The sequence below is a fragment of the Dietzia sp. UCD-THP genome (genome assembly GCF_000349585.1).
Taxonomy (GTDB): domain Bacteria; phylum Actinomycetota; class Actinomycetes; order Mycobacteriales; family Mycobacteriaceae; genus Dietzia; species Dietzia natronolimnaea_A.
In genome coordinates this window covers 41192-66929 of record NZ_KB714650.1, presented here as the reverse complement: position 1 = coordinate 66929, position 25738 = coordinate 41192, and the positions used below count along the sequence as shown (strand labels likewise).

Below are 25738 nucleotides of genomic sequence, written 5' to 3'. Positions count from 1 at the left end.
CATGAACGACGACACCGGCACCGGGCTCCTGGCGGGCAAGACCATCCTCGTCACCGGGGTGATCACCGACGCCTCGATCGCTTTCCACATCGCCAAGCACTGTCAGCTCCACGGCGCCACCGTCATCCTCACCGCGTTCGGTCGGCCGTCACTGGTCAAGGCCATCTCCAAGCGACTGCCGCACAGACCCGCGGTGATCGAACTGGACGTGCAGAGCGAGGAGGAGCTCGCCGCCCTCGAGGGCAGGGTAAGGGAGCACGCCGATTCACTCCACGGTGTGGTCCACTCGATCGGTTTCGCGCCCCCGAGCTGCCTCGGCGATCCGTTCCTCGACGCCCCGTGGAAGGACGTCTCGGTGGCCGTGGAGGTCTCCGCCTACTCGTACGCGGCTCTCGCCCGGGCGGTGCGCCCACTGCTCGCGCCCGGCGCATCGATCATCGGCCTCGACTTCGACCCGAGGTTCTCCATGCCCTTCTACAACTGGATGTCGGTGGCCAAGAACGCCCTCGAAGCGGTCAACCGCTACGTGGCCCGCGAACTGGGCCCCGAGGGGGTGCGGTCCAACCTCATCGCCGCCGGCCCCGTCAAGACCCTCGCGGCCAAGGCCATCGCCGGCGACGCACTCGGCCCGGGGGGAGAACTGGACCTGATGCAGGAGGAATGGGCCGAGCGTGCGCCCCTCGGATGGGACGTGGACGACCCCACCTCGGTCGCGACCACCGCGGTGGCGCTGCTCTCGGACCTCATGTCCGCCACGACGGGAACCGTGATCTACGCGGACGGTGGCGCCGGCACCGTCTCGTTCAGCGGACAGGAGAACTCCAGATGACCGATGGTGCCCTCGAACACACGGGTCCCGTGGACGCCCTTCTCGTGCTGTCCTTCGGTGGGCCCGAAGGACAGGAGGACGTGATCCCGTTCCTCGAGAACGTCACCCGCGGCCGCGGGATCCCGGCGTCGCGACTCGAGGAGGTGGCCACCCACTACCGACAGCTGGGCGGTCGCAGCCCAATCAACGACCTCAACCGCGAGATCATCGCGAACGTCCGCGCCGAGTTGACGCGGCGCGGCAGGGATCTGCCGGTCTATTTCGGCAACCGCAACTGGACGCCGATGATCGAGGAGACCGTACGGCAGATGACCGCGGACGGCGTCCGGTCGGCGGCGGTGTTCGCCACCTCCGCATGGGGTGGTTACTCGGGGTGCGCGCAGTACCAGGAGGACATCGCCCGTGCGCGCGAGCAGGTCGCCGGTGCACCGACCATGGTGCGCCTGCGCCAGTTCTACGACCATCCCCTGTTCATCGAGCGGTTCGCCGGCGACCTTCGCGCCGCGATGGCCTCGGCCGCCCCGGGCGCCCGCGTCATCTTCACCGCGCACTCCGTTCCCGAGGCGGCGGACGCCGTCGCGGGGCCGCCCGCACTCGGAGGCCACCTCTACAGCCGTCAGGTCGCCGAGGCGGCGCGGTTGGTCGCCGAGGCCGCGGGGGTCGAAGACCACGATCTGGTGTGGCAGTCCCGTTCGGGCCCCCCGAGCGTGCCGTGGCTCGAGCCCGACGTGGTGGATCATGTCAGGGAACTCGCGGAAACGCAGGGCGTCCGTGACGTCGTGGTGGTCCCCGTCGGGTTCATCTCCGATCACGTCGAGGTGATCTGGGACCTGGACACCGAGTTGGTGGACGAGGTGCGCGACCTCGGCGTGACGGTCACCCGGACCGCGACGCCCGGGCCCAGCCCGGAGTTCGCCCGGATGGTTCTCCAACTCCTCGATGAGGTCGAGACCGGAGCGGCCGGGGACAGGCTCGGTGGCGTGCCCGCGCTGGGCTGCAACCGGGACGGTGCCCGGTGCGCGGTGGGGTGTTGCGCTCGTTAGGACTGGCCCGGGCCGGGCCCGCGTCAGGGCCCGCGCAGGGGCGCGTCCCCCTTAGCCGCACCCCCCGCGGCGGCGATCCCGGCGGCGGCGACCGCCGACCGGCGCGCGGCGTCCTTCACGGCCACGAGGCGCCGCAGGACGGGCTCGCGGGTGGCCGGGTCGACGCCCAGGTCGGGATGTGCCAACGCGACCGAGATGATCGCCTCCACCCTGTCGATCCTGTCCACGAGCTCGATCACGCGGGACGGTAGACCGCCGGGCAACCGGGTGACGGGGGAGTCGGGATCCGGTCCTCCCACCTGGCCCACCCGCGTGGTGGTCCGCTCGATCGACTCCGCCGCCTCGAGCACCGCCTGACCCAGCGCGAACAACGCCCCGGAGGGCCCGTCGGGCTGGGGCGGCACAGGACAGTCCGCGACGCCGCGGGCACGCCACCGCAGGACGTCCGCATGCGGATGGACGCACGTAAGACAGACCGCCTCGCGGGTCGCCGGATCGCGGACGAGGACCCCCCACCCCGCCGCCGCCACGTCGGCCCGGACCGCGGGGACAGCGGGCAGGCTGGACGAGTCCCCGGGCGCGGCGGTCAGCAGGGCCAACGACTCCGGGGCGGGATACGTCCGACCCGATCGCCGGAGAGAGGTGATCAGGCCCGGGAGCAGTGCGGTCGGCCCCGAGGCGGGGGAGACCCCGTCCAGCATCCGCACGGGATCGCCCGTCACCTCGACAAGGTGGGACCCGGCGAGACCCGAGACATATCCGGTGAGGGCGTCGAACGGCTGGTCTCCCCAGGCGGTGCGCAGCAGGAAGAGCGGCAACGGCCACGCGGGGGACAGCGCGGCGCCGCGGGTGAGGGGGCGTGACATGCCGATCGATCCTACCGGTCGGTGCGCCGCCCCCTCCCGGTGCGCGCATCCGGCTAGCCTGTCGGGCCATGACAGACATGTACGGATCCGACATCCTGTCCGGGACCGCGCGGCGCCGCCGGCCGGAGATCCCCGTCGTCGTCGCCGAGACCGACCTGGTGGCGGAGCACGCGGACTCCGGCTTCTGCGGTGCCGTGGTGGGTTTCAGCCACACCCCCGACGGCGACTTCGTGAAGCTCGAGGACCGTCGCGGCCTGGTCCGCCTCTTCGCCATGACCCCCTCGGCCTTCCTGATCGACGGCTCACCGGTCACGCTGCGGCGGCCCGGCCCGGTCGTGAAGGCGGGCCCGAAGGTCACCGCGTCCGGGTCCCGGAAGGTCGAGGGCCTGCGTGCCAGGACCGCGCGCGCGGGCCGCATCTGGGTCGAGGGAATCCACGACGCAGCCCTCGTCGAGAAGATCTGGGGCCACGACCTGCGTGTAGAAGGGATCGTCGTGGAACCGCTCCACGGGATCGACGACCTGCCCGCGCTGGTGGCGGAGTTCGGGCCGACGCCGCAGGCGCGCCTGGGTGTCCTGGTCGACCACCTGGTGCAGGGCAGCAAGGAGTCGCGCATCGTGGCCGGGCTCGGGAACGACGTGCTGGTGACCGGCCACCCCTACGTCGACATCTGGCAGGCGGTCAAGCCCCGGGCCGTGGGTATCCACACGTGGCCCGTGGTCCCGCGGGGGGAGGACTGGAAGACGGGCATCTGTGACCGTCTGGGCTGGGGGGAACCCGCGGACGGCTTCCGGCGGGTCCTGGCGGCGGTGAGCTCCTACCGCGACATCGAACCCGCCCTGCTCGGGGCGGTCGAGCGGTTGGTGGACTTCGTCACCGAGCCCGTCTGATCGCCCCGGGGGCGGGTCACCGCGCCGCGGTGTCGTTCCCCGGCAGGGTGTCGCTCCCCGGCAGGGTGTCGTTCCCCGGTTCGGTGTCCTCGTCCCCCCGAACGGGCAGGCGGGCGTCGAGGATCATGCCGACCAGCCCCACCGCGGCGAACGCGACGGTCGCCCACAGTGCGGCGGTTCCGTCGCCTTCGGTGAGGGAGTGCCCCAGCAGGACCGCCGCGACCGTCCCCGGAGCACTGCCAAGGACCGTCGCGACAAGGAACTGACGGAACGGGATCGAGGTGAGGGCGGCCGCGTAGTTGAGTACGGAGAACGGCACCGCCGGGACCAACCTCAGGCTCCCGACGGAGAGCCATCCGCGCCGTCGGAGACGTGCGTCCACCGCGGCGATGCGGGGGTCAGAGCGCAACGAGGCGGTGCGGCGGTGGCCAAGCCGGCGGACCCCGACGAACGCCAGCGAGGCCGCTGTCCCGGAGGCCACCAACGACGCAGGAATCGCGACGGCGGGGGTGAAGAGCACCGCGGCCGAGTACGTGAAGGTCGACCGGGGGATCGGGCCCACCGTGACGAGTGCGTAAGCGGTGAAGAACGCGACCGGGAACCACGGTCCCAGCTGTTCCGCCCAGTCACGTAGTTGCTCCAGGCCAGGGGTCGGGATGACGGTGGCAAGCAACACCAGGAGCAGGACGACCGCCGCCCACCCCGCCACCCGTCCTCGCACGCGTCGACTCTAATCCCCGGGTTCCGTCGTACCCGCATCGGTGACCCCGCACACACGGTCACGTTCCGGCGGGCGAAGATGCTGCATTAGAGTCCGAGGTGACCCCCTTCACTCCACAAGAGAACGAGGTACCGGTGTCCAGTCCGACCACAGGCCCCGACCTTCAGTCCTGGTACGCCTCTGTGGGAGCCGTTCTCGCGAAGGCCGCCCGCAAGGATCCGTCCGAGATGCCGGAGGACGCGTGGCGCGCCCTCGTGGCCACCACCCGGGACGGGATCGAGGTGAACCCCCTCTACACGCGCGCCGACGAGACGTCTGAGCGCTCCGCGCCGGGCTCGTTCCCGTTCGTACGAGGAGGGGACCGGTCAGGGTTGCCGGACAACGGTTGGCACGTGTGCGTCCGGGTCGACGCCCACGGCGATCCGAGCGACGTCAACACCGCCGTCCTGGACCTCCTCGGCCAGGGGGCGTCCGCCCTCTGGTTGCGGGTGCCCGCCTCCCAGGTGGGTGCCGTCCTCAAGGACGTCTACCTCGACCTCGCCCCGGTGACGTTCGACGCCGGTGCCGACCTCGTCGAGGTCACCGACGCGTTCCTCGAATTGCTCGACCAGCGCAGGACCCAGGGCGACGGGGTGACCGACCGGTCCGCGATCATCGCCGACCTGGGCGCGGATCCGGTCACCGCCGCGTACGCCGACGGAGGGTCGTCGCGATCGATCGACCTCGGCGCGGCGGTCTCCCTGGCCACACGCGTGACCGAGCGGGAGGAGACCGTCCGTACCTTCGTGGCCGACGGCACGGTCTTCCACGCCGACGGCGCCGGGGACGCCCAGGAACTCGCCTACGCCACGGCGGCGGGCCTGGAGTACGTGCGCGCACTGGTCTCGTCGGGGCTCGACGTCGACCTCGCCCTCCGCCAGATCTCGTTCCGGCTGGCCGCCACCGACGACCAGTTCGTCTCGATCGCCAAGTTCCGTGCCGGGCGTCTGATGTGGGCCCGCGTCGCGGAACTGCTGGGCGCGCCCGAGGCCGGCGACGCGCCCCAGCACGCCGTGACCTCCGCGGCCATGATGTCGCGGCGTGACCCCTGGGTGAACATGCTGCGGACCACTCTCGCCTCGTTCGGTGCCGGGGTCGGCGGCGCCACCTCCGTGACCGTCCTGCCGTTCGACGCCTCCCTACCGGGGGGACTGGAGAGCACCTCCCCGGCCTTCGCCGAGCGGATCGCTCGTAACACCCAACTGCTGCTGCTCGAGGAGTCGCACCTGGGGCACGTGGTCGACCCGGCCGGTGGATCGTGGTACGTCGAGTCACTCACCGACTCGCTCGCCGAGGCGGCCTGGTCCGCGTTCCAGACCGTCGAGTCCGAAGGCGGGCTCACGGCCGCGATCGCCTCCGGAAGCGTCGCCGACGCCATCGCCCGTGTCCGCCAGGCCCGTGATGCCGACATCGCTCACCGCACGGCACCCGTCACCGGGGTCTCCGAGTTCCCGAACCTCGCCGAGCCACCACTCGACGCCACGCGTCGGGGCGGGGAGGACTACCGGTACGGCCGCGACTTCGAAGCGCTGCGTGATCGCTCGGACGCACACCTGGAGTCCACCGGGGCCCGACCGACGGTCCTGCTCGCGGGGCTCGGCCCGATGGCCGAGACCACGGGCCGGGTGACCTTTGTCGCCAACCTGCTCGCGGCCGGCGGCATCGACGCCCGGAACCCCCTGGCGACCGCGGCAGACCAGTACGCCGGCGTCCGGGAGACAGAGGACATCGCCGTCCTATGCGGTGCCGACAAGCGCTACGCCACCGAGGGCCCGGACGCCGTCCGTGCGCTGCGTGAGGCGGGTGTGGGAACGGTTTACCTCGCCGGCGCCGAGAAGGGTTTCCCCGCCGAGGCCACCGACCGGCCGGACGGGTACCTCGCCACCGGGATCGACGCCGTCGCCGCCCTGACCACCCTCCTCGACCAGCTGGGAGTGAAGTGAGATGACCGTCTTCCCCGATTTCAGCATCGCCCCGCTACGCGAGACCAGCGAGGGTGCTCCACTACCGGACGGTGTCGAGACCGCCGTCGACCACCACGCCGTCGGCGGTGTCGACCGGGACGTCGACGCCGGCCCGCGGTGGGAGACCCCGGAAGGTATCGACGTCAAGCGGGTGTTCACCAAGGCGGACCGTGACGCGGTCGAGGCGGGCGACGCCCCGACCGACGACGGCGAGAGGGTGACCCCCTTCCCTCTGGACACCGTCCCGGGAGCGGCGCCGTTCCTCCGCGGCCCGTACCCGTCCATGTACGTCAACCAGCCGTGGACGATCCGGCAGTACGCCGGCTTCTCCACCGCGGCCGAGTCCAACGCCTTCTACCGCCGCAACCTCGCGGCGGGCCAGAAGGGCCTGTCGGTGGCGTTCGACCTGGCCACCCACCGCGGGTACGACTCCGACCACCCCCGCGTCGCCGGCGACGTCGGGATGGCGGGCGTGGCGATCGACTCGATCCTCGACATGCGGGAGCTGTTCGACGGCATCGACCTGTCCGCCGTCTCCGTGTCGATGACCATGAACGGGGCCGTCCTGCCGATCCTCGCGTTGTACGTGGTGGCGGCCGAGGAGCAGGGGGTGGCGCCGGAGCAACTGGCGGGGACCATCCAGAACGACATCCTCAAGGAGTTCATGGTCCGCAACACCTACATTTATCCGCCCACGCCCTCGATGCGGATCATCTCGGACATCTTCGCCTACACCTCCCGCAAGATGCCCAGGTTCAACTCGATCTCGATCTCCGGATACCACATCCAGGAGGCCGGCGCGACGGCGGACCTGGAGCTCGCGTACACGCTCGCGGACGGCGTCGAGTACCTGCGTGCCGGGTTGGACGCCGGGCTGGAGATCGACAAGTTCGCACCCCGGTTGTCCTTCTTCTGGGCGATCGGGATGAACTTCTCCATGGAGATCGCCAAACTCCGGGCCGGCCGTCTGCTGTGGAGCGAACTGGTGGAGAAGTTCGGGCCGAAGAACGAGAAGTCCAAGTCGCTGCGTACCCATTCCCAGACCTCCGGGTGGTCGCTCACCGCCCAGGACGTGTTCAACAACGTGGCCCGCACGTGCGTCGAGGCCATGGCCTCGACGCAGGGGCACACGCAGTCGTTGCACACCAACGCACTGGACGAGGCGCTGGCCCTGCCCACCGACTTCTCGGCGCGCATCGCGCGCAACACCCAGCTCCTGCTCCAGCAGGAGTCGGCCACGACCCGCCCGATCGACCCCTGGGCCGGGTCGTACTACATCGAGTGGCTCACCGCTCAGCTCGCCGACAAGGCCCGCCTGCATCTGATCGAGATCGAGGAGGCGGGAGGGATGGCGCAGGCCATCGGCGAGGGGATCCCGAAGCTGCGCATCGAGGAGGCCGCGGCCCGCACCCAGGCGCGGATCGACTCCGGGCGCCAACCGGTCATCGGGGTCAACAAGTACGTCGTGACCGAGGACCAGGAGATCGAGGTCCTCAAGGTCGAGAACTCGCGCGTGCGCGCAGAGCAGCTGGCGAAGCTGGACAAGCTCCGTGCGGAACGGGACGAGTCCGCGTGTCAGGCGGCGCTCGCCAGGCTCACCGAGGCGGCGGCCGGGGGAGCCGGGAGCGGACTGGAGAACAATCTCATGGCGCTCGCCATCGACGCCGCCCGCGCCCACGCGACCATCGGCGAGATCTCGGACGCGCTCGAGGAGGTCTACGGTCGACACAAAGCCGAGATCAAGACGCTGTCCGGCGTCTACCGGCAGGAGGTCTCGAAGGAGGGCGCCGTGGACAACGTCACCAGGGCCATGAAGATGGCCGAGGAGTTCTCCGAGCTGGAGGGTCGCAGGCCCCGCATCCTGCTGGCCAAGATGGGCCAGGACGGCCACGACCGCGGCCAGAAGGTCGTGGGGACCGCGTTCGCGGACCTCGGTTTCGACGTCGACATGGGTCCGCTGTTCCAGACCCCGGACGAGGTCGCCCGACAGGCCGCGGACGCCGATGTGCATGTGGTCGGCGTGTCGTCGCTGGCCGCCGGTCACCTCACCCTGGTCCCGGCGTTGCGGGAGGCGCTCGCCGAGGTGGGACGCGACGACATCATGGTCACCGTAGGAGGCGTCATCCCGCCCGGAGATTTCCAGGAGCTCTACGACGCCGGTGCGACCGCCATCTATCCGCCCGGAACCGTGATCTCGGACGCGGCCATCGAGTTGCTCGAGGCACTCGCCCGGGAGCTCGGACACGAGCTGGCCTCCGCGGGGGCCGAGTCCTGAACCGCCTCGGTTCCGGTCCGGATCCCGCGGGCTCGGGCAATACCTCGGGCAGCCTGTCGACGACTCTCGGCACAGGTGCGGTCCGCGGTCCGGTCCCCTCGGCGACGGGCGCGCGGCCGCGCCGGGAGATCGATGTGGGGGCCCTCCTCGAGGGAGTGCTCCACGACGACCGCCCCGTGCTCGCGCGCGCCATCACGCTGCTGGAGTCCACGAATCCCGCGCACCGGGAGAAGGCGCAGGAACTGCTGCTGGGAGCTCTGCCGCATGCCGGGGGCGCCCTGCGCATCGGGATCACCGGGGTACCGGGCGTGGGCAAGTCGACGTTCATCGAGTCGTTCGGGCTGTATCTGGTGGAGAAGGGATACAAGGTCGCGGTGCTCGCCGTCGACCCGTCCTCGACGCGAACCGGCGGTTCGATCCTCGGCGACAAGACCCGGATGGCGACGCTCGCCACGGAACCCCGCGCCTACATCCGGCCCTCACCGACCTCCGGGACTCTCGGGGGCGTGGCCAAGGCCACCCGGGAGACGATGGTCCTCCTCGAGGCCGCGGGATTCGACGTGATCCTCGTCGAGACCGTCGGGGTGGGCCAGTCCGAGGTCACCGTCGCCGGGATGGTCGACTGTTTCACGTTCCTCACCCTCGCCCGCACCGGGGACCAGCTCCAAGGCATCAAGAAGGGTGTGCTGGAGCTGGCGGACGTGGTCGCCGTGAACAAGGCCGACGGCCCCCACGTCAAGGACGCCCGGCGCGCCGCGCGTGAACTCGGCGCGGCGCTGCGGCTCGTGCGACCGGCGGACTCGGTGTGGAAGGTGCCGGTCCTGACCATGTCGGGGCTCGAGGGCGAGGGTCTGGACGACTTCTGGGACGCCGTGCGATCCCACCAGGACACGATGGGGGAGATCGGCGAGGTCGAGGCCCGTCGCGCCCGCCAACAGGTCGAGTGGACCCGGTCGATGGTGCACGACACGCTCATGGCGCGACTGGCGGCCGACCCGGAGGTGAGGCGGGTCACGGCCGATGTCGAGCGACGCGTCAGCGAAGGGACGCTGACGGCGGCTCTCGCGGCCCAGGCCATCATCGACGCCTTCGATTCGCAGCGCTCGGAGCACTCATAGCGCTCGGGTCACTCGTAGCGAGTGACCCGAGCGGCGCACTCGGCGCCCGGCCGGCTACGCCTCCCACCACCGGCGGGTCAGATAGGCACGCTCGACCTCGTTCCTCGACAGCTCGAAGGCCCGGGCCCAGGCCAGGCGCGCGTCCTCGCTCCGGCCGAGGAGTTCCAGCGTGACCGCACGGGCCTCGTGGAACGGGTGGTGCTCCCGCAGTCCCGGATCCGGGGACAATGCGTCGAGTGCCACCAGACCCGCGTGGGGCCCGTCCCTACGCCCCACAGCGACCGCTCTGGCCACCCGCACGGCCGGCCCGGGGGAGAGCCTCAGCAGGACGTCGTAGAGCAGCACGATCTGGGCCCAGTCGGTCGAGTCGACGTCCTCGGCCTCGGCATGGAGTGCGGCGATCGCCGCCTGGACGCTGTACCGGCCCGGACCTCCCGCGGCAGCGGTCCGTGCCAGGGCGAGCCCCTCCTCGACGAGGAGCCGGTCCCATCTGCTGCGATCCTGGTCCGAGAGGGGGACCGGCATCCCGTCGCGGTCCATCCGCGCCGGCGTCCGCGCCTCGGTGAGCAGCATCAACGCGAGCAGGCCCGCCACCTCGCTCTGGCCCGCCATCAGGCGGTGGACGATGCGTCCGAGGCGGATCGCCTCCGAGGTGAGTTCGGTGCGCACATGATCCGCTCCCGCCGTCGCCGCGTAGCCCTCCGTGTAGATCAGGTAGATCACCGCGAGAACCGCCGGTAGGCGCCGGGGGAGGTCAGCGGCCTCCGGGACGCGGACCGGGATCCGGGTCACCCGCACGCGTTTCTTCGCCCGTACCAGGCGCTGCTGCATCGTGGGGACCGGGACGAGGAAGGCCTGGGCGATCTCGACCGTGGTCAGTCCGGCCAGGCACCGCAGGGTCAACGCGATCTGTTCCTCGATTCCGAGGGTCGGATGGCAGCAGGCGAAGAACAACTCGAGCCGCTCGTCGGGGATCTCGTCCGGATCCACGGGTGACACGCTCGGCGGCGGTGGGGACCGCCTCTCCTGCTCCACCCGCAACCTCGCCAGCCGCTCCGTCAAGGCCTTCTCCCGCCTGAGCCGGTCGATCGCCTTGCGGGTCGCGGTGGTCATCAGCCAGGCCAGCGGGGTGTGGGGGACGCCGGTTCTCGGCCACGTCTCCAGCGCTGCGGTGAGAGCGTCCTGCGCGGCGTCCTCGGCGAGCTCGAGGTCTCCGAACCGGGACACCAGCGCCGCCAGCAGCCGGGACCGCTCCTCACGCCTGATCCCGGCCAGCGCGTCGGACGCCGCGGACCCCGGGGAGGTCACGGGTGGGCCCCCGCTCCTCCTCCCCGGGGTACACGGACGTGCATCTAGAACTCCGCGATGGCGCGGACCTCGACCCGCCCGCCGTGGACCCCGGGACACCGGGCCGCCCACGACAGTGCCTCGTCGATATCGGGGACGTCGATGATGATGGTCCCACCGACGAATTCCCGGCTCTCGGCGAACGGCCCCGCCGTCACGACGGGTTCGGTCGCGCCCGGCGGGAGCGAGACGATGACCCCCGTGTCCGGATCCTCCAGGGCGAACCCACCGGCGAGCACCCCGGCCTTCTCCAGCTCTGCATCGAAGGCCATGAATTCCTCGACGCCGGGTCCCTCGTCCGCACCGGTGGCCGAATCCTCGCCGCAGCGGGCGGCATCGAGGTCTGCGAAGAGCAGTAGTACGTACTTCATGTCGATCTCCTGACCGATCGTGGTGGAAGTCGGCCGCGAGAGCGCCGACACCATGATGACGAACAGTCGCCGGGAGATCGACAGGACCGCGAAAAGAAATCTCCGCGCTCTGGCGGATTCCGCTCCCGGAGCGTCCGCGCAGGGGATGTCGCGCAGGGGATGTCCTCGGGCTCAGTACCGCTCGTCCGGAACCCGGCGCCCCCGGGAGCGCATCGCGAAGAGGAGACCGATCACGAAGAGCACCACACCGGCCACCATGAGGATCACCGCGAGGGTGTTCGAGTCGATTCCGGGAATGGTGACCTCGACCGCGTACATGAGTATCGCGCCGATCACCACAAGGACCACTCCGCCGCCGATGTAACCCATGGCTGTATCTCCTTCGTCGTGACCGCGCGCCTGTCGGCGGTCGTGGGCTCACCCTACGAGAACCGGGCGCGGAGTTCAGGCGTGCGGAGAGAGGAGCTTTCGCGCCGGCTCCTCGATGAACCGGTAGCTGGCCGCGCCCACGGCGATCGACCCGGCCACGGTCACGGGCCAGATCACGCCCATCCGCCGGGTCCACAGCGAGGTGCGGGTGAGCGGAAACGCGTAGTGCAGCACGATCAGGTGCCAGAGGAAGATGCCGTACGACCAGCGACCGATCGCCTGCAGGGGTGCCGATTCCAGGACGCGGAAGCGCGTCCCCGCCGGGGCGAGGATCACCGGTCCGAGGAAGAAGAACGCCATCGCGGCGGTGAGCCCGTTGCGCGCGGCGTACTCACGGCCGCTCGGATGGCGGAAGCCCTCGGAGAACCAGCGGGTCGACGTGGTGGCGAGCAGCGCCCCGGCGCCGGCCGTCCACCAACCCCACCTCGCGTAGGGTGCCCGGCTCAGTCGGGCGAGCAGTCCCGGGCGGGCGGTGGCCAGCTCGGCCAGCAGCATCCCGGAGCCGAACCAGGCGGAGAACGACGGCGGCAGGATCTGGTCGTTGACGCCCCTGGGCAGGAGTCGCAGCCGCTGCCAGGGGATCAGCGGGAACAGCAGGCCGGAGAGTCCGAAGGCGCCGACGACGGGCAGCCGCAATCGGGCCCGGTCGCCGCGCAGGTTCTTCATCCCGGTCCACAGCGCCGGGAGCGCCAGGTAGTAGGCCATCTCGACCGCGAGTGACCAGGCGTGGGTCAGCCCGGAGACGAGGAACTTCCTCTGGTAGATCTGCGTCAGGGTGAGGTTGCGCAGCCAGACCACGGGGCCGTTGACCCTGTTCTGGGGCAGGAGCACCATCGCGATGGCGACGAGCACCGTGTAGGCGGGCATGATCCGCACGAACCGGGCCCGCAGGTACGGGATCACCGCCCGGGCCGTTCCCGGCCGGTCGCGGCGGGCGTGGTCGGAGTGTGCGCGCCACAGGAGAAAACCGGTCTTGGCGAAGAACACCGCGACCAGCATGTCCAACCGGCCGTAGAGGCGGCGCACCGGCGTCCCGTAAGACATCCGGGTCACGAACGCGACGTGGGTGGTGATAATGCCGATCGCCGCGAGGCCGCGAAGACCCTCGAGTGCGGGGAGGTGACCGCGCGCACCGGCGAGCCGCGTCTGCTGCTCGCCGGTCGCCTCGGCTGCGGAGGTCTCGAAAGCGGCGGTCTCGGAAGCGGCGGTGTCGGGCGCGTCGACCGGGGCCGGAGCCGCCGCCGTCGGCCGGACGGGGTGCGCGAGGCGTCGCGCGGCGAACCCGGCCGCGACAGCTCCACCAGCGAGGGCGACGGCGGCGACAGGCCTCATGGACTCTCCTGGGGTTACTTCACGTGAGACGACGGTCCGTCGTCCGGCGACGGCGGTGCCGCCGTCAGGGCATCCGGACGAGATTAGCACCGGTTCCACCCGGCGACCCCAGGGGTGGTCGACCGCTCACAGGTGCTGGTCGTGACACAGGATCGCACTGGTGGAGGTCATCTCAGCGTAGGCCCGCGATCGAGACGGTGACCTCCTCGAGCACCGCACCCGCACCACCCGGAACGGAGAGATCCACCACGAGCTCGGCGTTCGCCGGCCGCCCCCGGTGGCCACGGCGGTCCTCGACCGTCATCCCCCGGGTGTGCTCTCCCGCGCACTCGACACGCAGATGGACGGGTTCGGTCACGGCCGCCTCGGGGTGCAGCGCCAGCCAGGCCACCAGGGGATCATGCACCTGCGCCAGATAGCCCTCGCCCACGGACTCGTGGAACTCGAAGTAGAAGCGCAGTGCGTCGACCAGATGTCTGGCCAGCGGGGTCCCGGAGGCCGCCAGGAGCCGCTCGGAATGCTCGGGGGTCCACACCGCGCGCTCGGTCAGATCGAGTCCGCACCACATCACGGGCGGCACCGCCGGGTCCGTGGACCGTGCCGCCTCCCACGACAGGCACACCCGGTCGGCGGCCTCGGGGTCCACGTCGACGTTCCACTCGCTCACCGGCGTGGTGTTACCCGGGTGTCCGCGGAAGGACCCGCCCATCACCACAAGCCGACGCAGCAACCGCGGGAGCGCGGGCTCGAGCTCCAGCGCGTGGGCGAGCGTGGACGAGGGACCGGTCACGATCCCCACCAGATTACCCGGAGCAGCGCGAGCCGCGTCCACCCAGAGTCGGGCCCCGGTCCGCGGATCCGGAACCCTCGTCGTCGTCGGCAGCCCCGCGTGTCCCGCACCGCGGGGGCCGTGGGTCTCGGGCGTGAACGCGTGGGGCACGACCGTCGCACCGGCGGCCCCGGCCGCCACGGGGACCGGGGGAGCGCCCGCCAGGTCCAGCCAGACCAGGGCGTTACGGACCGTGTCCTCGATGCCGACGTTCCCGGCCGTGCACACGAGCCCGGCCAGGTCGATCGACCCGGCTCGGTGCTCGGCGACCAGATAGGCGATCGCCAAGGCGTCGTCGATCCCCGGGTCGCAGTCGAGAAGGACCGGGATCCGGCCGCTCCGCTCGGAGTCAACCCCGGTGCGTGAGGAGCTCACCGGGAGCCGGCGGACAGCAGGACGTCGCGGGTGACCTCCAGGTGACCGAGGTGGGTGGCGACGTCGTGCAGGATGTGCGCCAGCACCCACTCCACGGTCAGGGTGCCGGCAGCACGGGCCCGTTCCACCGGGAACGCCGTACCCGCGGGGTGAGCGAGCTCGCCCCGTCGCAGAGCCGCCGTGGTCCAGTCCGGGACCCGGTCGGCCAGTGCGGACAGCCTGTCGAGTTCGGGCTCGACCGGCCCGTCGTACGCGAACTCCGATTCCCGGTGTCGGCGGACCTCCTCGCCCCCGAGGCACGCCGCTCCCCATGAGGTGAGGACCCCGCAGAGATGACGGACCGTCGCGCCTGCGGAGTTGGTCGGATGCGCCGAACCCACCGCCGTGGGCCGCGAATGGACCAGGGTGCCCGGGCCGTCCCCGCCGAGTTCGGTCACCACTGCGCGCAGCGCAGGCAGGAGCTCGGTGGTCAGGATGAGGTGCACGGCCGCCGAGGTGGGTGAGTCCATGCCGACGATCCTATTGTCCGGGCCGCCTATCGTCCGGGCCGCCTTCAGTCGGGACCGCCGGGTGCCCGGACTGCCCGGTGTCCGGACCACTCACCACGGGCTGGGGCGGAAGTCCTTGAGAAAACACCCGTAGAGGTCCTCGCCGGCCTCGCCACGCACGATCGGGTCGACCACGCGCGCCGCCCCGTCCACCAGGTCGAGAGGCGCGTGGAAGCCCTCCTCGTGCAGCCGGACCTTGGTCGTGTGCGGCCGCTCGTCGGTGATCCACCCGGTGTCCACGGCGGTCATGAGGATGCCGTGCTCGGTGAACATCTCCTCGGCGGAGGTGCGGGTGAGCATGTTCAGGCCGGCCTTGGCCATGTTGGTGTGCGGGTGGCCGGCACCCTTGTAGCGACGGGAGAACTGCCCCTCCATGGCGGAGACGTTGACGACGTACTTGCGGCGGGCGCCCGACGCCGCCAGTGCGGGCCGCAGGCGCGAGACCAGGATGAACGGCGCGACCGAGTTGCACAGCTGCACCTCGAGCATCTCCATGGGCTCCACCTGCTCGACCGTCGCCACCCAGCTGTTGTGGTCGACCACGTCCGGCAGCAGCCCGCCGGCGTCGATTGCGGTGCCGGCGGCGACCCGGTCCAGGGACGCCGACCCTGCCAGGAGCGCCTGCTCGGCGATGTGTCCGGCCTCGCGTTCGGCCTCATCGGTGCCGATGAGCGCGGATTCGCCGCCCATCAACGCGGCCGGATGCAGCTCCGAGGTGCGGCCCATCGTGATCATGGGGATGTCGGCGGCCCGTCCGGTGAGGGGCGCGGACTCGCCGTCCACGAGTCCGGAGTACGACCCGGGGGAGCGGCGCACCGTCTGGGCGGCGTTGTTGATGAGGATATCCAGCGGACCGGCGGCGGCGACCTCGTCGGCCAGTGCCACGACCTGGGCGGGATCGCGCAGGTCCACACCGATCACGTGGACCCTGTCGGCCCAGTCCGCGTGGTCGGGCATCGAGGCGAACCGTCGGACGGCGTCGCGGGGGAACCGGGTCGTGATGGTCACGTGAGCCCCCGCCCGCAGCAGCATGAGAGCGATGTACATGCCGATCTTCGCGCGCCCCCCGGTGAGCAGGGCCCGCCGCCCGGTCAAGTCCATGTCCGGGTCCCGTCTCGCGCGGTTGGCCGCCGCGCACTCCGGGCACAGCTGGTGGTAGAAGGCGTCGACCTGCGTGTAGAGCTGCTTGCAGACGTAACAGGCCACCGCGCGCTGCAGGTGCCCGGCCACGGCTCCCGGAGTGTTCGAGACCAGGCGGATCCCGGCCGTCTCGTCATCGATCCGGGTGGGCGAACCGGTCGCGGTGGCCTCGATGACGGCCTTGTCCGCCTCCTGCCGGGCGCGCCGGACCTCGTTGCGGCGAGACTTCTTGAGCAGCTTGAACATATGGCCGACCGAGCGCTGTACACGGATTGAATCGGGGTGGTCCTCCCCGAGCGCCGCAGCCTGGTCGAGGACGCGCTGGAGGGTCTCGAGGTCGTCCGGATCGATGCCTGTCACCAGGACACGGTACGACGACGAGGCCGCCGGTCCCTAAACCGCTCGCGCCCGCAGGGTGGGCGCGCGACCTGCCCTGAGCCCGGCGAGCACCTCCTCCACGGCTCGCGGCTCCCGGTCGTGCCCCGCGTCAACGGTGAGTCGGGTGAACCCGTGGCGGCGGGCGTAGGCATCGGAGACCAGCTGGGCGTGGGCCTCCACCGGGAACATCCACGGGACTCGGTTCAGTGGAGCCCGGTCCTGGGGGGCATGGTCGTGGGCAGCCCGGTCGAGGACCGCGCGCCAGTCGTAGGCCCGGCGCCCCTTCAGCGCCTGCTCGACGAGCGCGATGACCACGTAACGGGGTCCGACGACCCGGCCCTGCCAGACGTGGACCAGTTCGTGCACCAGCGTCGGTGTGGCCCTGAGTTGCTGGTCGCCCCCGCCGCCCGCGCGCACGATCCCGGCGTCGACGCCCAGATAGATCAGGCCCGGAAGGGCGAACGCCCGCGGGTGGGGCACTCCGGGCACGTGGCCCCGACGGATCGTCACCTCCGACGGGTCGATGGTGTGGCCGAAGAACGCGCGAAGGTCGTCGCGGACCCCGGAGGGCAGGTCGAGCGGCGGGGGAGCCAGCCCGAGGGCGTCGAGTCGCCGGTCCACGGCGCGAGCGGCGGCGCCGATCAGCGACCCCAGCGTGTCCGTCGCCCGTCCGGCGGCCGCTCCCAGCACTTGACGGACCGGGGTCGGCGGTGTGCGGGCCATCGGGAGACCTCCCGGGAAAACAAGTGGGCCCCGGATCCTCACGGATCCGGGGCCACTTCTACTGTCTCGACACAGTGTGCGCGAGGGGGGACTTGAACCCCCACGTCCGTTAATAGGACACTAGCACCTCAAGCTAGCGCGTCTGCCATTCCGCCACTCGCGCTCGCACACTGGTGACCTGCACCGGTTCGTACCCGGCTTGGTCGTGCGAGGAATGACACTAGCCGATGCGCGAACCGGGGGCCAAATCGGACCCCACTCCCACCCGACGCCGTCCGGTCATCGCTGGTAGACAAGGACGTGACCGGCCGGGGACTCCTCCCCGCACCGTCCGACCCAGGAGGATGACGATGACCGACTTCCGTGTGCCGAACCCCTACGACGCCCTTCCGGATCTCCCCGCTCTCGAGGTGACGAGCGAGTCCTTCGACGAGTGGGCCAGCCTCTCGCCCGCGCAGCTCGGCGGGAAGATGGGCGTGGAGGGAGGCGAGGACAAGTCGCCTCAGGTGAGCTGGAGCGCCGGACCGGAGGGTACCCGGACCTACGTGGTCACCGTGTTCGATCCCGACGCGCCGACGGCCTCGGGGTTCTGGCACTGGTCGGTGGCGAACATCCCGGCCGACGTGACCTCGCTGCCGGAGGGGGCGTGCACGGGGGAGGACACCTCGGGGCTCCCCGAGGGGGCCGTGGTGGTCCGCAACGACGCGGGGTTCAAGGGGTTCGTGGGCGCGGCCCCGCCGGAGGGCCACGGCCCGCACCGCTACATCCTCGCCGTCCACGCCGTCGGTGACCGGATCGACCTGGGGGAGGACGCCTCCTGCGCCTTCGTCGGGTTCAACCTCTTCGGCCAGGGCCTGGCCCGCGGTACCACCACGGCGGTCTTCGAGCAGTAGGGTCAGTCGACCGCGGAGCCGACGGCCTCCGCCAGCGAGGTGAACCCACCCTGGCGGAGCCGTCGCGCGACCACCTTGTTGGTTCCCCGGATCAGCCCGGGGCCGGTGAAGACGAAGCCCGTGTAGGTCTGGACGAGGTGGGCGCCGTGGGTGATGCGTTCCCACACGTCCTCCGGCGTCTCGACACCGCCCGCCGAGATGAGGACGAGCCGGTCACCGGCCCGCCGGTGGATCCGGGCGAGCACCTCGCGGGACCGGGCCGCGACGGGCGCCCCCGAGATCCCTCCCGCCCCCATCGCCTCCACGAGGTCAGCCGGTGTCCTGAGCCCGTCGCGGGAGACGGTGGTGTTGGTGGCGACGATGCCCGCGAGCCCGAGCTCCACGACGAGGTCGGTGACCGCGTCGATGTCGTCGTCGTCCAGGTCGGGCGCGATCTTGACCAACACGGGGATCGTCGCCACGTCACGGACCGCGGTGAGGATGGGGCGAAGCGAGTCGACCGCCTGGAGATCCCTGAGGCCGGGGGTGTTGGGGGAGCTGACGTTGACCACCATGTAGTCGGCCAGCCCGGTGAGCATGCTGGCGGACGCCACGTAGTCCCGGACCGCATCCTCCGCGGGCACCACCTTGGTCTTTCCGATGTTGATCCCCACGGGGTCGCTGCTGCGGCGCCTGCGCAAATTGTTGGCCGCGTTGCCCGCGCCATGGTTGTTGAACCCCATCCGGTTGAGGATCGCCCGGTCCTCGGGCAGCCGGAACAGACGGGGCGCCGGGTTCCCGGGCTGGGGTGACGCGGTGACCGTGCCCACCTCGCTGAACCCGAACCCGATCGCCCCCCACGAGTCGACGGCCGCGGCGTTCTTGTCGAAGCCGGCGGCGAGCCCGAGCGGCCCGGGGAACCGGCGCCCCAGGACATCCTGGGCCAGGACCGGATCCCGGACGCCGAGGACCCGGCGCACGAGCGAGCCCAGCGGCGGAACCAGGGTCAACAGCTTGAGAAAGCCGAAGACCAGGTGGTGGATCCGTTCCGCGGGAAAGCGGAACAGCACACTCTTCATCAGCGAGTACACGGTCCTCCTCGATGGGACGTGGGTGGTCCTTCGATCAGCTCGACGGCTCCGGGAGCTCCGGCCGCACCAGGTGCAGTCCCGCACCGTCGGCGGATCCGACGACCACCGTCCCGGACTCGGTGACCACCAGGGAATCGGGTTGGCGCACCGTCGCGATCTCAGCCCGCCGTACTCCTGTCCCGTCGCCGAGATCGTACGCCTGGATGGTGTTGGTCCCGGTGGAGGTGACCCAGACGACGTCCCGGGTGGGGTCCCCGGCCACCGCCCAGGGTGCGGCCGCGACCGGGAACTGCTGATGGAGCCGGATCGGCGAGGTCGAGTAGACCAGCAGTGTGTCCCCCACGGTGTCGCTGGCGACGATGGTGACGTCCCCGTATTCGCCGAGCATCCCGGCTCCTCTGCCGGCGCGCAGGAGCGGCCCGGCCCCGGACTCGTCCAGATCGATGCTCGCGATGACGGTGTCCGGTCGGCTGAACGCCGTGACCGAACCGTCCCGGGCCACGCTGATCCGATCGACCGACGTCAGGCCCCGGACGCGATGCTGCTCGGCCCCGTCGGAGTCACGGACCACCACCTCGCCACCCGGGGCGCCCGTGAGGAGGCGACCGTCGGTGGTCACGGCCGCCGCGGTGACGGGTCCGAGCCCCGCGATCTCGCGCGAGTCACCGTCCGGTGAGACGACGACGACGCCGTCGCCGTAGGGCACAAGGACCGTCCCGTCGAGCGCGGTAGTGGCGGTCCCCGCGTCCGCGGGCAGCTCGAGGGTCGTCTCCGGGATCCACCGGGTGCCCTCCACCCGGGCGATCTCCAGGGCCGGTGGTCCGTCGACCTGTGCCAGCACCCGGTCGCCCACGGCGACCAGTGCGGACACGGAACCCGGCGCCGAGACGACCTCGCCACCCTCGGGGTCGGCGGCCGACGGCGCGGAGGCCGGGCTGGCGTTGCCCTGTTCGATCCCGGTGTAGTCCTCCAGTTGGCCGGTGGTCGACGCGCAACCGGTGAGCCCGACGACGAGGGAGAGGACGGCGGCGGTGACCGCGGTGCGGCGGTGGGCACGAAGGGGCACTGTGTTCCTTTCGACGTGACCACAGTGTCCCTCACGCGGGTCCTCAGCCTCCGTCCAGGTCCGGGCGACTACCCTCACGTCGGTGCGGGGACCACCCGCTCCCGTGCCCACGGTCCCCGACAGAAAGCAGCGCCCGTGAACCCGACGGTCCTGGCCGCCCCCGCCGCGGACGGCATGTCCTGGCTCCAGGTGGTCGTGCTCTCCGTGATCCAGGGGATCACGGAGTTCCTGCCCGTCTCCTCCTCCGGGCACCTGCGGATCTTCTCCACCTGGATGTTCGGGGCGGACGCGGGCGCCTCGTTCACGGCGGTCATCCAACTCGGCACGGAGGCGGCCGTTCTGGTGTTCTTCTTCAAGGACATCGTGCGGATCGTCGTCGCCTGGTTCCGGGGCGTGTTCGACTCTGCACATCGCGACGACCCGGACTACCGCCTCGGGTGGTACGTCATCATCGGGTCGATCCCCATCGCGGTGATCGGTTTCCTGGGCAAAGACCTCATCCGGGACGCGGCCCGCAATCTCTGGATCACGGCCATAGTCCTCATCGCGTTCTCCTTCGTGTTCCTGATCGCGGAGAAGGTCGGAAAGCAGGACCGTCCGGTCGACGGCCAGTCGCTCGAGGGTCTGAAGTTCAGGGACGCCGTGGTCATGGGCCTGGCCCAGTGCCTGGCCCTCATCCCCGGCGTCAGCCGGTCGGGCGGCACCATCTCCGCGGGCCTGTTCCTCAACATGTCCCGCGAAGCCGCCGCACGGTTCTCCTTCCTGTTGGCCATCCCGGCGGTGCTGGCCTCAGGACTGTTCAGCCTCCCCGACGCGTTCGAGCCGTCCGTGGGGCAGTCCGCGACCGGGATCCAGCTGGTCGTGGGATCGGTGATCGCGTTCGTGCTGGGATACATCGCCATCGCCTGGCTCCTGCGCTTCGTCCAGAAGCACTCCCTGGCCTGGTTCGCCGGCTACCGCATCATCCTCGGTCTGGTCGTGATCGTCCTGCTGTCCACCGGCACGATCCCCGCGACCTGACCGCACCACGGATGCGGCGCGGCGTCGGTAACCTGCGGTCATGACCGTCATCCTCCTGCGTCACGGCCGCTCCACCGCCAACACCGCGCTCACACTGGCCGGCCGGACCTCCGGGGTCGCGCTCGACGAGACGGGCCGCGCGCAGGCACAGGATCTCTGCCGACGCCTGGCGGGCCTGCCCGTCGAGGCCGTCATCCGGTCGCCGCTCATGCGCTGCAGGGAGACGGTCGAGCCGTTGGCCGCCGCGTTCGGGGTCGAGCCGGTCGTGGACGAGGGCCTGGTCGAGGTCGACTACGGGTCGTGGACCGGACGGACCCTGAGCGAACTCGCGTCGGAGCACATGTGGTCGGTGGTGCAGCAGCACCCGTCCTCTGCCGTCTTCCCGGAGGGCGAATCCCTCGCGGAGATGGCCACGCGCGCCGTCTCGGCCGTCCGGGCACACGACCGACGCCTGGCGGAGGATGCGGGCCGCGACGTCCTCTGGGTGGCGTGCAGCCACGGGGACGTGATCAAGTCGGTGATCGCCGACGCGTACGGAATGCACCTCGACCACTTCCAGCGCATCGTGGTCGAACCGGGATCGGTGTCGGTGGTCCGCTACACCCCTCACCGACCGTTCGTCCTCCGGGTCAACGACACCGGCGGGGACCTGGCGAGTCTCCGGGGGGAACCCGCCGGACACGTGGGCCGGGCCACCGCGGGCGACGCCAGCTCGGACGCGGTGCCCGGCGGGAACGTACCCTTGTGAACCGCACCTCCGCCCAGGACCGCCCGGCACCACCCGTCAGTACACTTCACAGCACAGCACCGAGGAGACGACCGGCATGAGCAGGGAAGTCCACGAGTTCCGCGACCCGGCGAGGTTCGTGGTGGGCACGATCGGCCAGCCCGGCGAGCGCGTGTTCTTCGTCCAGGCCACGGGCGGCGGCCGGACCGTCTCCGTCCGGTGCGAGAAGCAGCAGGCCCAGATCCTCTCCGAGCGGATGGGTGACCTCCTCGACGAGATCGCCGCGAAATCCGACGTCCCCGTCCCGCCGGCCGCGGGTGTCGTGGACGATCTCGCGCCACTGGAGATGCCCGTCGACGCGGAGTTCCAGGTGGGGACCATGGGTCTGGGCTGGGACGGGGAGAAGAGCCAGATCGTCGTGGAGTTGCTCGCGGCGGACCCCTCCGCCACCGACGAGTCGGTCGTCCTCTCGGATGCCGAGGACGCCCCGGACGCACTCCGCGTCTTCCTCAGCCCGCAACGCGCACGGCAGTTCGTCCTGCGCAGCGAGAAGGTGGTCTCCGCCGGCCGTGCCCCGTGTCCGCTGTGCGGCGAACCGATCGACACGACGGGACACCTGTGCATCCGCCTCAACGGGTACCTCCCTCGTTCCGGTGAGGCACTCGCCGACCTCGTCGATCCGTGAACGCCCGCCCGCCGGGCCCCGAACTCACCGTTCTGCACCGGATCCCCTCGGGCAGCAACGCGGTCTACCGCTGCGTGGACACACTGGGGGAACACTGGGTCTACAAGCCCTCGGCAGGAGAGCGGCCGCTCTCGGATTTCCCCGACGGCAGCCTGGCGGCCCGGGAGGTCGCGGCATATACGGTGTCCGTCGCGCTGGGGTGGGACCTGGTGCCGGAGACGGTGGGGGCGCACGGCCCGGGCGGCCCGGGGATGGCGCAACGGTGGGTCGACGAGATCGACCGGACCGAGATCCCCGGCCACGACCCGGTCGACGTCCATCCCGTCGACGCGCTGCCTGCCGGCCGCGTGGCGGTTCTGCGCGGACAGGGTTCGGGGGGACAGGACGTGGTGGTGGCGCACGCCCTCGACGACCGACTCCGCCGCATCGCGCTGTTCGATCTCGTCATCAACAACGCCGACCGCAAGGGCGGTCACGTCCTGGTCGACACCTCCGGTCAGATCTGGGCGATCGACCACGGCTTGTCCTTCCACACCGAGCACAAACTGCGCACCGTCCTGTGGGGGTGGGCGGGTCAGCCCCTGCCACCGGAGGATCTCGAGGCCCTCGAGACGGTGCGCGACGGCCTGGCCGCGGACGGCCCCCTGGCGTGCGTTCTGAGAGACCTGCTCGCGCCCGCCGAGGTCGGCGCGCTGGGGGAGCGGGTCGCGGCGCTGGTGGAGGGAGAGGTGTTCCCCGCGCCGGGGCCGGGGTACCCGTTACCCTGGCCGCTCTTCTGAGATCCCGCGGTATCTAGACTCGGCCGCATGCACTCGTGGCCCCCGCCCGTCGTCCCCGCCGTACCCGGTGACGGCGCCCCGCTGAAACTGTTCGACACCGCGAGTGGCGAGATCCGCGAGGTGTCCGCCGGGCCCGTCGCGGGCATGTACGTGTGCGGCATCACCCCCTACGACACCACTCACCTCGGTCACGCCGCGACGTACCTGACCTTCGACCTGGTGTACCGGCTCCTCCTGGACGCCGGGCACGAGGTCCACTATGTCCAGAACACCACGGACGTCGACGACCCGTTGTTCGAGCGCGCCGAGCGCGACGGCGTGGACTGGAGAGAACTCGGCGATCGCGAGACCGACCTCTTCCGCGCCGACATGCAGGCGCTCCGTGTGCTCCCCCCACGCGACTACGTGGCCGCCACGGAGACCGTCGACGAGGTCGTGGAGATGGTCGCCGAACTCGTCGACGGCGGCCACGCCTACACGATCGACCCGGGGGTCGACGGCTACCCCGACGTCTACTACCGACACCGGTCCACCCCGGAGTTCGGGTACGAGTCGGGGTATGACGCCGCGCAGATGGCCGACGCCTTCGCCGAGCGCGGCGGGGACCCGGACCGGCCCGGGAAGGAGCACCCACTGGACGCGCTGCTGTGGCGGGTGGCACGGCCCGGGGAGCCGTCCTGGCCCTCACCCTGGGGAGCGGGCAGGCCGGGTTGGCACATCGAGTGTTCGGCCATCGCACGCAACAGACTGGGAATGGAGTTCGACATCCAGGGTGGGGGCAGCGATCTCGCGTTTCCACACCACGAGTTCTCCGCCGCCCACGCGGAGGCCGCGACCGGGCGCTCCCCGTTCGCGCGCTTCTACGTGCACGCGGCGATGATCGGCCTCGACGGGGTCAAGATGAGCAAGTCACTGGGCAATCTCGTGCGGGTCAAGACTTTGCGCGAGCACGGGGTGGACCCGGCGGTGATCCGGCTCGCGCTGGCCGCCGGACACTACCGGACGGACCGGTCATGGTCGGAGGAACTGCTCGCGGAGGCCCGCTCCCGGTGCGAGAGGTGGGTCCGTGCGATCGCCCGGGAAGCGGGCGCCGACTCCGCCGCGACCATCGCCGCGGTGCGCGACCGTCTCGCGGACGACCTCGACACCCCTGGCGCCCTGGCCGCGGTCGACGACTGGGCGGAGGCGACCCTGGACGGCGACGAGTCGGACCCGTCCGCCGGACCCTCCGTCGCGATCGCCCTCGACGCCCTGCTCGGGCTCGCCCCCGGCACCTGACGGCCCGCCTCTGCGCCCCTCTGCCCGGCCATCACACCTGGCCGGTGTCGGGCTCGTCCCGGTCCCCTCTCAGAAAGCGCTCGAACTCGGCGGCGATCGAGTCGCCGTCGACCAGCGGCATCGTCTCACCGTCTGCGGCACGCCCACGGTCGGGCTCGGGATCCACACCCGCACCGACCCCGTTCTCCTCGTCCATCCGGTCCTCGAGGGACTGGATGTAGTCGCGCAGGTCCTCGTCCTCGCCGGCCGCGGCGTCGACTTTCGCCACCCACGTGCGGGACTGCACCCGCAACGCGTCCATCGGGACGGCCACCCCGAGATTCCCCGCCAGCCAGGACAGGACGGCCTCGGTGCCGCGCGGGTTGGGTGGGGCGGCCACGTAGTGGGGGACACCCGCCCACAGGCTCACCGTCGGGACACCGGCCTCGGTGAGGAGCTGCTGGAGGACACCGGTCATCCCGGTGGGCCCCTCGTAGTCGGACGCCCGCACCCCCATGTCGGCGATCCGCTGGCGGTTGAACGCCGTCCCGGTGAGGGGCACGGGGCGGGTGTGGGGGACATCGGCCAGGTAGGCACCCAACAGCACCACCTCGGTGACGGCCAGCGTGTCGACGAGGTCCACGAACTCGGAGGCGAACCGGCGCCACTTCAGGCCGGGTTCGGGGCCGCGGACCAGCACGACGTCGTGATCGACCCCGTCCGGTCGGCACACGGACACCAGGATTTGCGGCCACTCGACCGACCTCGACACCCCTCTCGAGTGCCGGACCGTCGGTCGCTGGTCGAGGTAGTCGAAGAACTCGTCGCCACCGATCTCCGCGATCTGTCGTGCCTCCCAGGTCAGGGCGAGGTGTTCAACCGTGCCGGTGGCCACGTCGGCGGCGTCGTTCCAGCCCTCGAAGGCCACGATCATGACGGGGCTCTCGAGATCGAGAGGCCCGTCGGGCGTCCATTCGACAGTCATCAGTACAGCCTACGGACGGCGACTTCCGGGGCACCCATA

Annotated in this window: 25 protein-coding genes and 1 tRNA gene; 12 read left to right on the top strand and 14 right to left on the bottom strand. The window is 71.0% G+C overall.

Annotated elements, in window-relative coordinates:
- Position 1: 1 nt before the first annotated feature.
- Together inhA and H483_RS28830 are read left to right on the top strand one after the other, a co-directional pair.
- Positions 2-829 carry an NADH-dependent enoyl-ACP reductase InhA gene (gene inhA / locus H483_RS28835; protein ID WP_017836777.1) on the top strand — a complete coding sequence of 276 codons (828 nt, stop codon included), beginning with the start codon at positions 2-4 and terminating at the stop codon, positions 827-829.
- On the top strand, positions 826-1872 hold the full coding sequence (locus H483_RS28830) for a ferrochelatase (RefSeq protein WP_017836776.1): 1047 nt from the start codon (positions 826-828) through the stop codon (positions 1870-1872). Before inhA ends, H483_RS28830 begins: the two co-directional genes overlap by 4 nt.
- A gap of 23 nt (positions 1873-1895) precedes the next feature.
- On the opposite strand, the gene H483_RS28825 is transcribed toward H483_RS28830, so the two are convergent.
- On the bottom strand, positions 1896-2738 hold the full coding sequence (locus tag H483_RS28825) for a hypothetical protein (RefSeq protein WP_017836775.1): 843 nt from the start codon (positions 2736-2738) through the stop codon (positions 1896-1898).
- Positions 2739-2815: 77 nt separating this feature from the next.
- Here H483_RS28825 and H483_RS28820 point away from each other — a divergent pair, with 77 nt between their 5' ends.
- A complete protein-coding gene (locus H483_RS28820; protein WP_017836774.1) occupies positions 2816-3628 on the top strand; it encodes a DUF3097 domain-containing protein in 813 nt (270 codons plus the stop codon).
- 16 nt (positions 3629-3644) lie between these two features.
- Here H483_RS28820 and H483_RS28815 read toward each other — a convergent pair whose 3' ends face one another.
- Positions 3645-4349, bottom strand: a complete 705-nt coding sequence (locus tag H483_RS28815; protein ID WP_238556288.1) for a TVP38/TMEM64 family protein — start codon at positions 4347-4349, stop codon at positions 3645-3647.
- A 134-nt stretch (positions 4350-4483) separates the two neighbouring features.
- On the opposite strand from H483_RS28815, the gene H483_RS28810 reads away from it, so the two are divergent.
- From H483_RS28810 to meaB, 3 genes are all read left to right on the top strand, one after another.
- The gene (locus H483_RS28810) at positions 4484-6331 is read left to right on the top strand and encodes a methylmalonyl-CoA mutase family protein (RefSeq protein WP_017836772.1); all 1848 of its coding nucleotides are present in this window, start codon (positions 4484-4486) and stop codon (positions 6329-6331) included.
- Between the two features lies 1 nt (position 6332).
- Positions 6333-8627 carry a methylmalonyl-CoA mutase gene (gene scpA / locus H483_RS28805; RefSeq protein WP_017836771.1) on the top strand — a complete coding sequence of 765 codons (2295 nt, stop codon included), beginning with the start codon at positions 6333-6335 and terminating at the stop codon, positions 8625-8627.
- A 134-nt stretch (positions 8628-8761) separates the two neighbouring features.
- Positions 8762-9745, top strand: coding sequence for a methylmalonyl Co-A mutase-associated GTPase MeaB (gene meaB, locus H483_RS28800; RefSeq protein ID WP_017836770.1), 984 nt, complete (start codon positions 8762-8764; stop codon positions 9743-9745).
- A 54-nt stretch (positions 9746-9799) separates the two neighbouring features.
- Here meaB and H483_RS28795 read toward each other — a convergent pair whose 3' ends face one another.
- The 9 genes from H483_RS28795 to H483_RS28755 form a co-directional block, all read right to left on the bottom strand.
- A complete protein-coding gene (locus H483_RS28795; protein ID WP_017836769.1) occupies positions 9800-11053 on the bottom strand; it encodes an RNA polymerase sigma factor in 1254 nt (417 codons plus the stop codon).
- A 44-nt stretch (positions 11054-11097) separates the two neighbouring features.
- The gene (locus tag H483_RS28790; RefSeq protein ID WP_031264856.1) at positions 11098-11463 is read right to left on the bottom strand and encodes a YciI family protein; all 366 of its coding nucleotides are present in this window, start codon (positions 11461-11463) and stop codon (positions 11098-11100) included.
- A gap of 171 nt (positions 11464-11634) precedes the next feature.
- Positions 11635-11832 carry a hypothetical protein gene (locus H483_RS28785; RefSeq protein ID WP_017836767.1) on the bottom strand — a complete coding sequence of 66 codons (198 nt, stop codon included), beginning with the start codon at positions 11830-11832 and terminating at the stop codon, positions 11635-11637.
- Between the two features lie 75 nt (positions 11833-11907).
- Positions 11908-13224 (bottom strand): acyltransferase, encoded by a 1317-nt coding sequence (locus tag H483_RS28780; RefSeq protein ID WP_017836766.1) that lies wholly within the window; start codon positions 13222-13224, stop codon positions 11908-11910.
- 172 nt (positions 13225-13396) lie between these two features.
- A complete protein-coding gene (locus H483_RS28775) occupies positions 13397-14428 on the bottom strand; it encodes a nucleoside hydrolase (RefSeq protein WP_017836765.1) in 1032 nt (343 codons plus the stop codon).
- Entirely contained in the window at positions 14425-14937 is a 513-nt protein-coding gene (locus H483_RS28770; RefSeq protein WP_017836764.1) for a DUF664 domain-containing protein, read from the bottom strand. The genes H483_RS28775 and H483_RS28770 overlap by 4 nt, the downstream gene beginning before the upstream one ends.
- 90 nt (positions 14938-15027) lie before the next feature.
- Positions 15028-16476 (bottom strand): SDR family NAD(P)-dependent oxidoreductase, encoded by a 1449-nt coding sequence (locus H483_RS28765; protein ID WP_017836763.1) that lies wholly within the window; start codon positions 16474-16476, stop codon positions 15028-15030.
- A gap of 33 nt (positions 16477-16509) precedes the next feature.
- Positions 16510-17217: a hypothetical protein gene (locus tag H483_RS28760; RefSeq protein ID WP_017836762.1), complete on the bottom strand. Its 708-nt coding sequence runs from the start codon at positions 17215-17217 to the stop codon at positions 16510-16512.
- 77 nt (positions 17218-17294) lie between these two features.
- Positions 17295-17380, bottom strand: a tRNA-Leu gene (locus tag H483_RS28755).
- 187 nt (positions 17381-17567) lie between these two features.
- Between H483_RS28755 and H483_RS28750 the strand changes: the two genes are divergently transcribed.
- Positions 17568-18110: a YbhB/YbcL family Raf kinase inhibitor-like protein gene (locus tag H483_RS28750; RefSeq protein ID WP_017836761.1), complete on the top strand. Its 543-nt coding sequence runs from the start codon at positions 17568-17570 to the stop codon at positions 18108-18110.
- A 2-nt stretch (positions 18111-18112) separates the two neighbouring features.
- Here H483_RS28750 and H483_RS28745 read toward each other — a convergent pair whose 3' ends face one another.
- Positions 18113-19180: a quinone-dependent dihydroorotate dehydrogenase gene (locus tag H483_RS28745; RefSeq protein ID WP_017836760.1), complete on the bottom strand. Its 1068-nt coding sequence runs from the start codon at positions 19178-19180 to the stop codon at positions 18113-18115.
- A 34-nt stretch (positions 19181-19214) separates the two neighbouring features.
- Positions 19215-20246 (bottom strand): hypothetical protein, encoded by a 1032-nt coding sequence (locus H483_RS28740; RefSeq protein WP_017836759.1) that lies wholly within the window; start codon positions 20244-20246, stop codon positions 19215-19217.
- A gap of 174 nt (positions 20247-20420) precedes the next feature.
- Between H483_RS28740 and H483_RS28735 the strand changes: the two genes are divergently transcribed.
- The 5 genes from H483_RS28735 (at position 20421) to mshC (ending at position 24735) form a co-directional block, all read left to right on the top strand.
- Positions 20421-21266, top strand: a complete 846-nt coding sequence (locus H483_RS28735; protein ID WP_042329841.1) for an undecaprenyl-diphosphate phosphatase — start codon at positions 20421-20423, stop codon at positions 21264-21266.
- A gap of 40 nt (positions 21267-21306) precedes the next feature.
- Positions 21307-22014 (top strand): histidine phosphatase family protein, encoded by a 708-nt coding sequence (locus H483_RS28730; RefSeq protein ID WP_017836757.1) that lies wholly within the window; start codon positions 21307-21309, stop codon positions 22012-22014.
- 76 nt (positions 22015-22090) lie between these two features.
- Positions 22091-22678: a DUF3090 domain-containing protein gene (locus H483_RS28725; RefSeq protein WP_017836756.1), complete on the top strand. Its 588-nt coding sequence runs from the start codon at positions 22091-22093 to the stop codon at positions 22676-22678.
- Complete coding sequence (locus H483_RS28720; protein WP_017836755.1) at positions 22675-23457, top strand: SCO1664 family protein; 783 nt, start codon at positions 22675-22677, stop codon at positions 23455-23457. Before H483_RS28725 ends, H483_RS28720 begins: the two co-directional genes overlap by 4 nt.
- 27 nt (positions 23458-23484) lie before the next feature.
- The gene (gene mshC / locus H483_RS28715; protein WP_017836754.1) at positions 23485-24735 is read left to right on the top strand and encodes a cysteine--1-D-myo-inosityl 2-amino-2-deoxy-alpha-D-glucopyranoside ligase; all 1251 of its coding nucleotides are present in this window, start codon (positions 23485-23487) and stop codon (positions 24733-24735) included.
- A 31-nt stretch (positions 24736-24766) separates the two neighbouring features.
- Here mshC and H483_RS28710 read toward each other — a convergent pair whose 3' ends face one another.
- A complete protein-coding gene (locus H483_RS28710) occupies positions 24767-25699 on the bottom strand; it encodes a PAC2 family protein (protein ID WP_017836753.1) in 933 nt (310 codons plus the stop codon).
- Between the last annotated feature and the right edge of the window lie 39 nt (positions 25700-25738).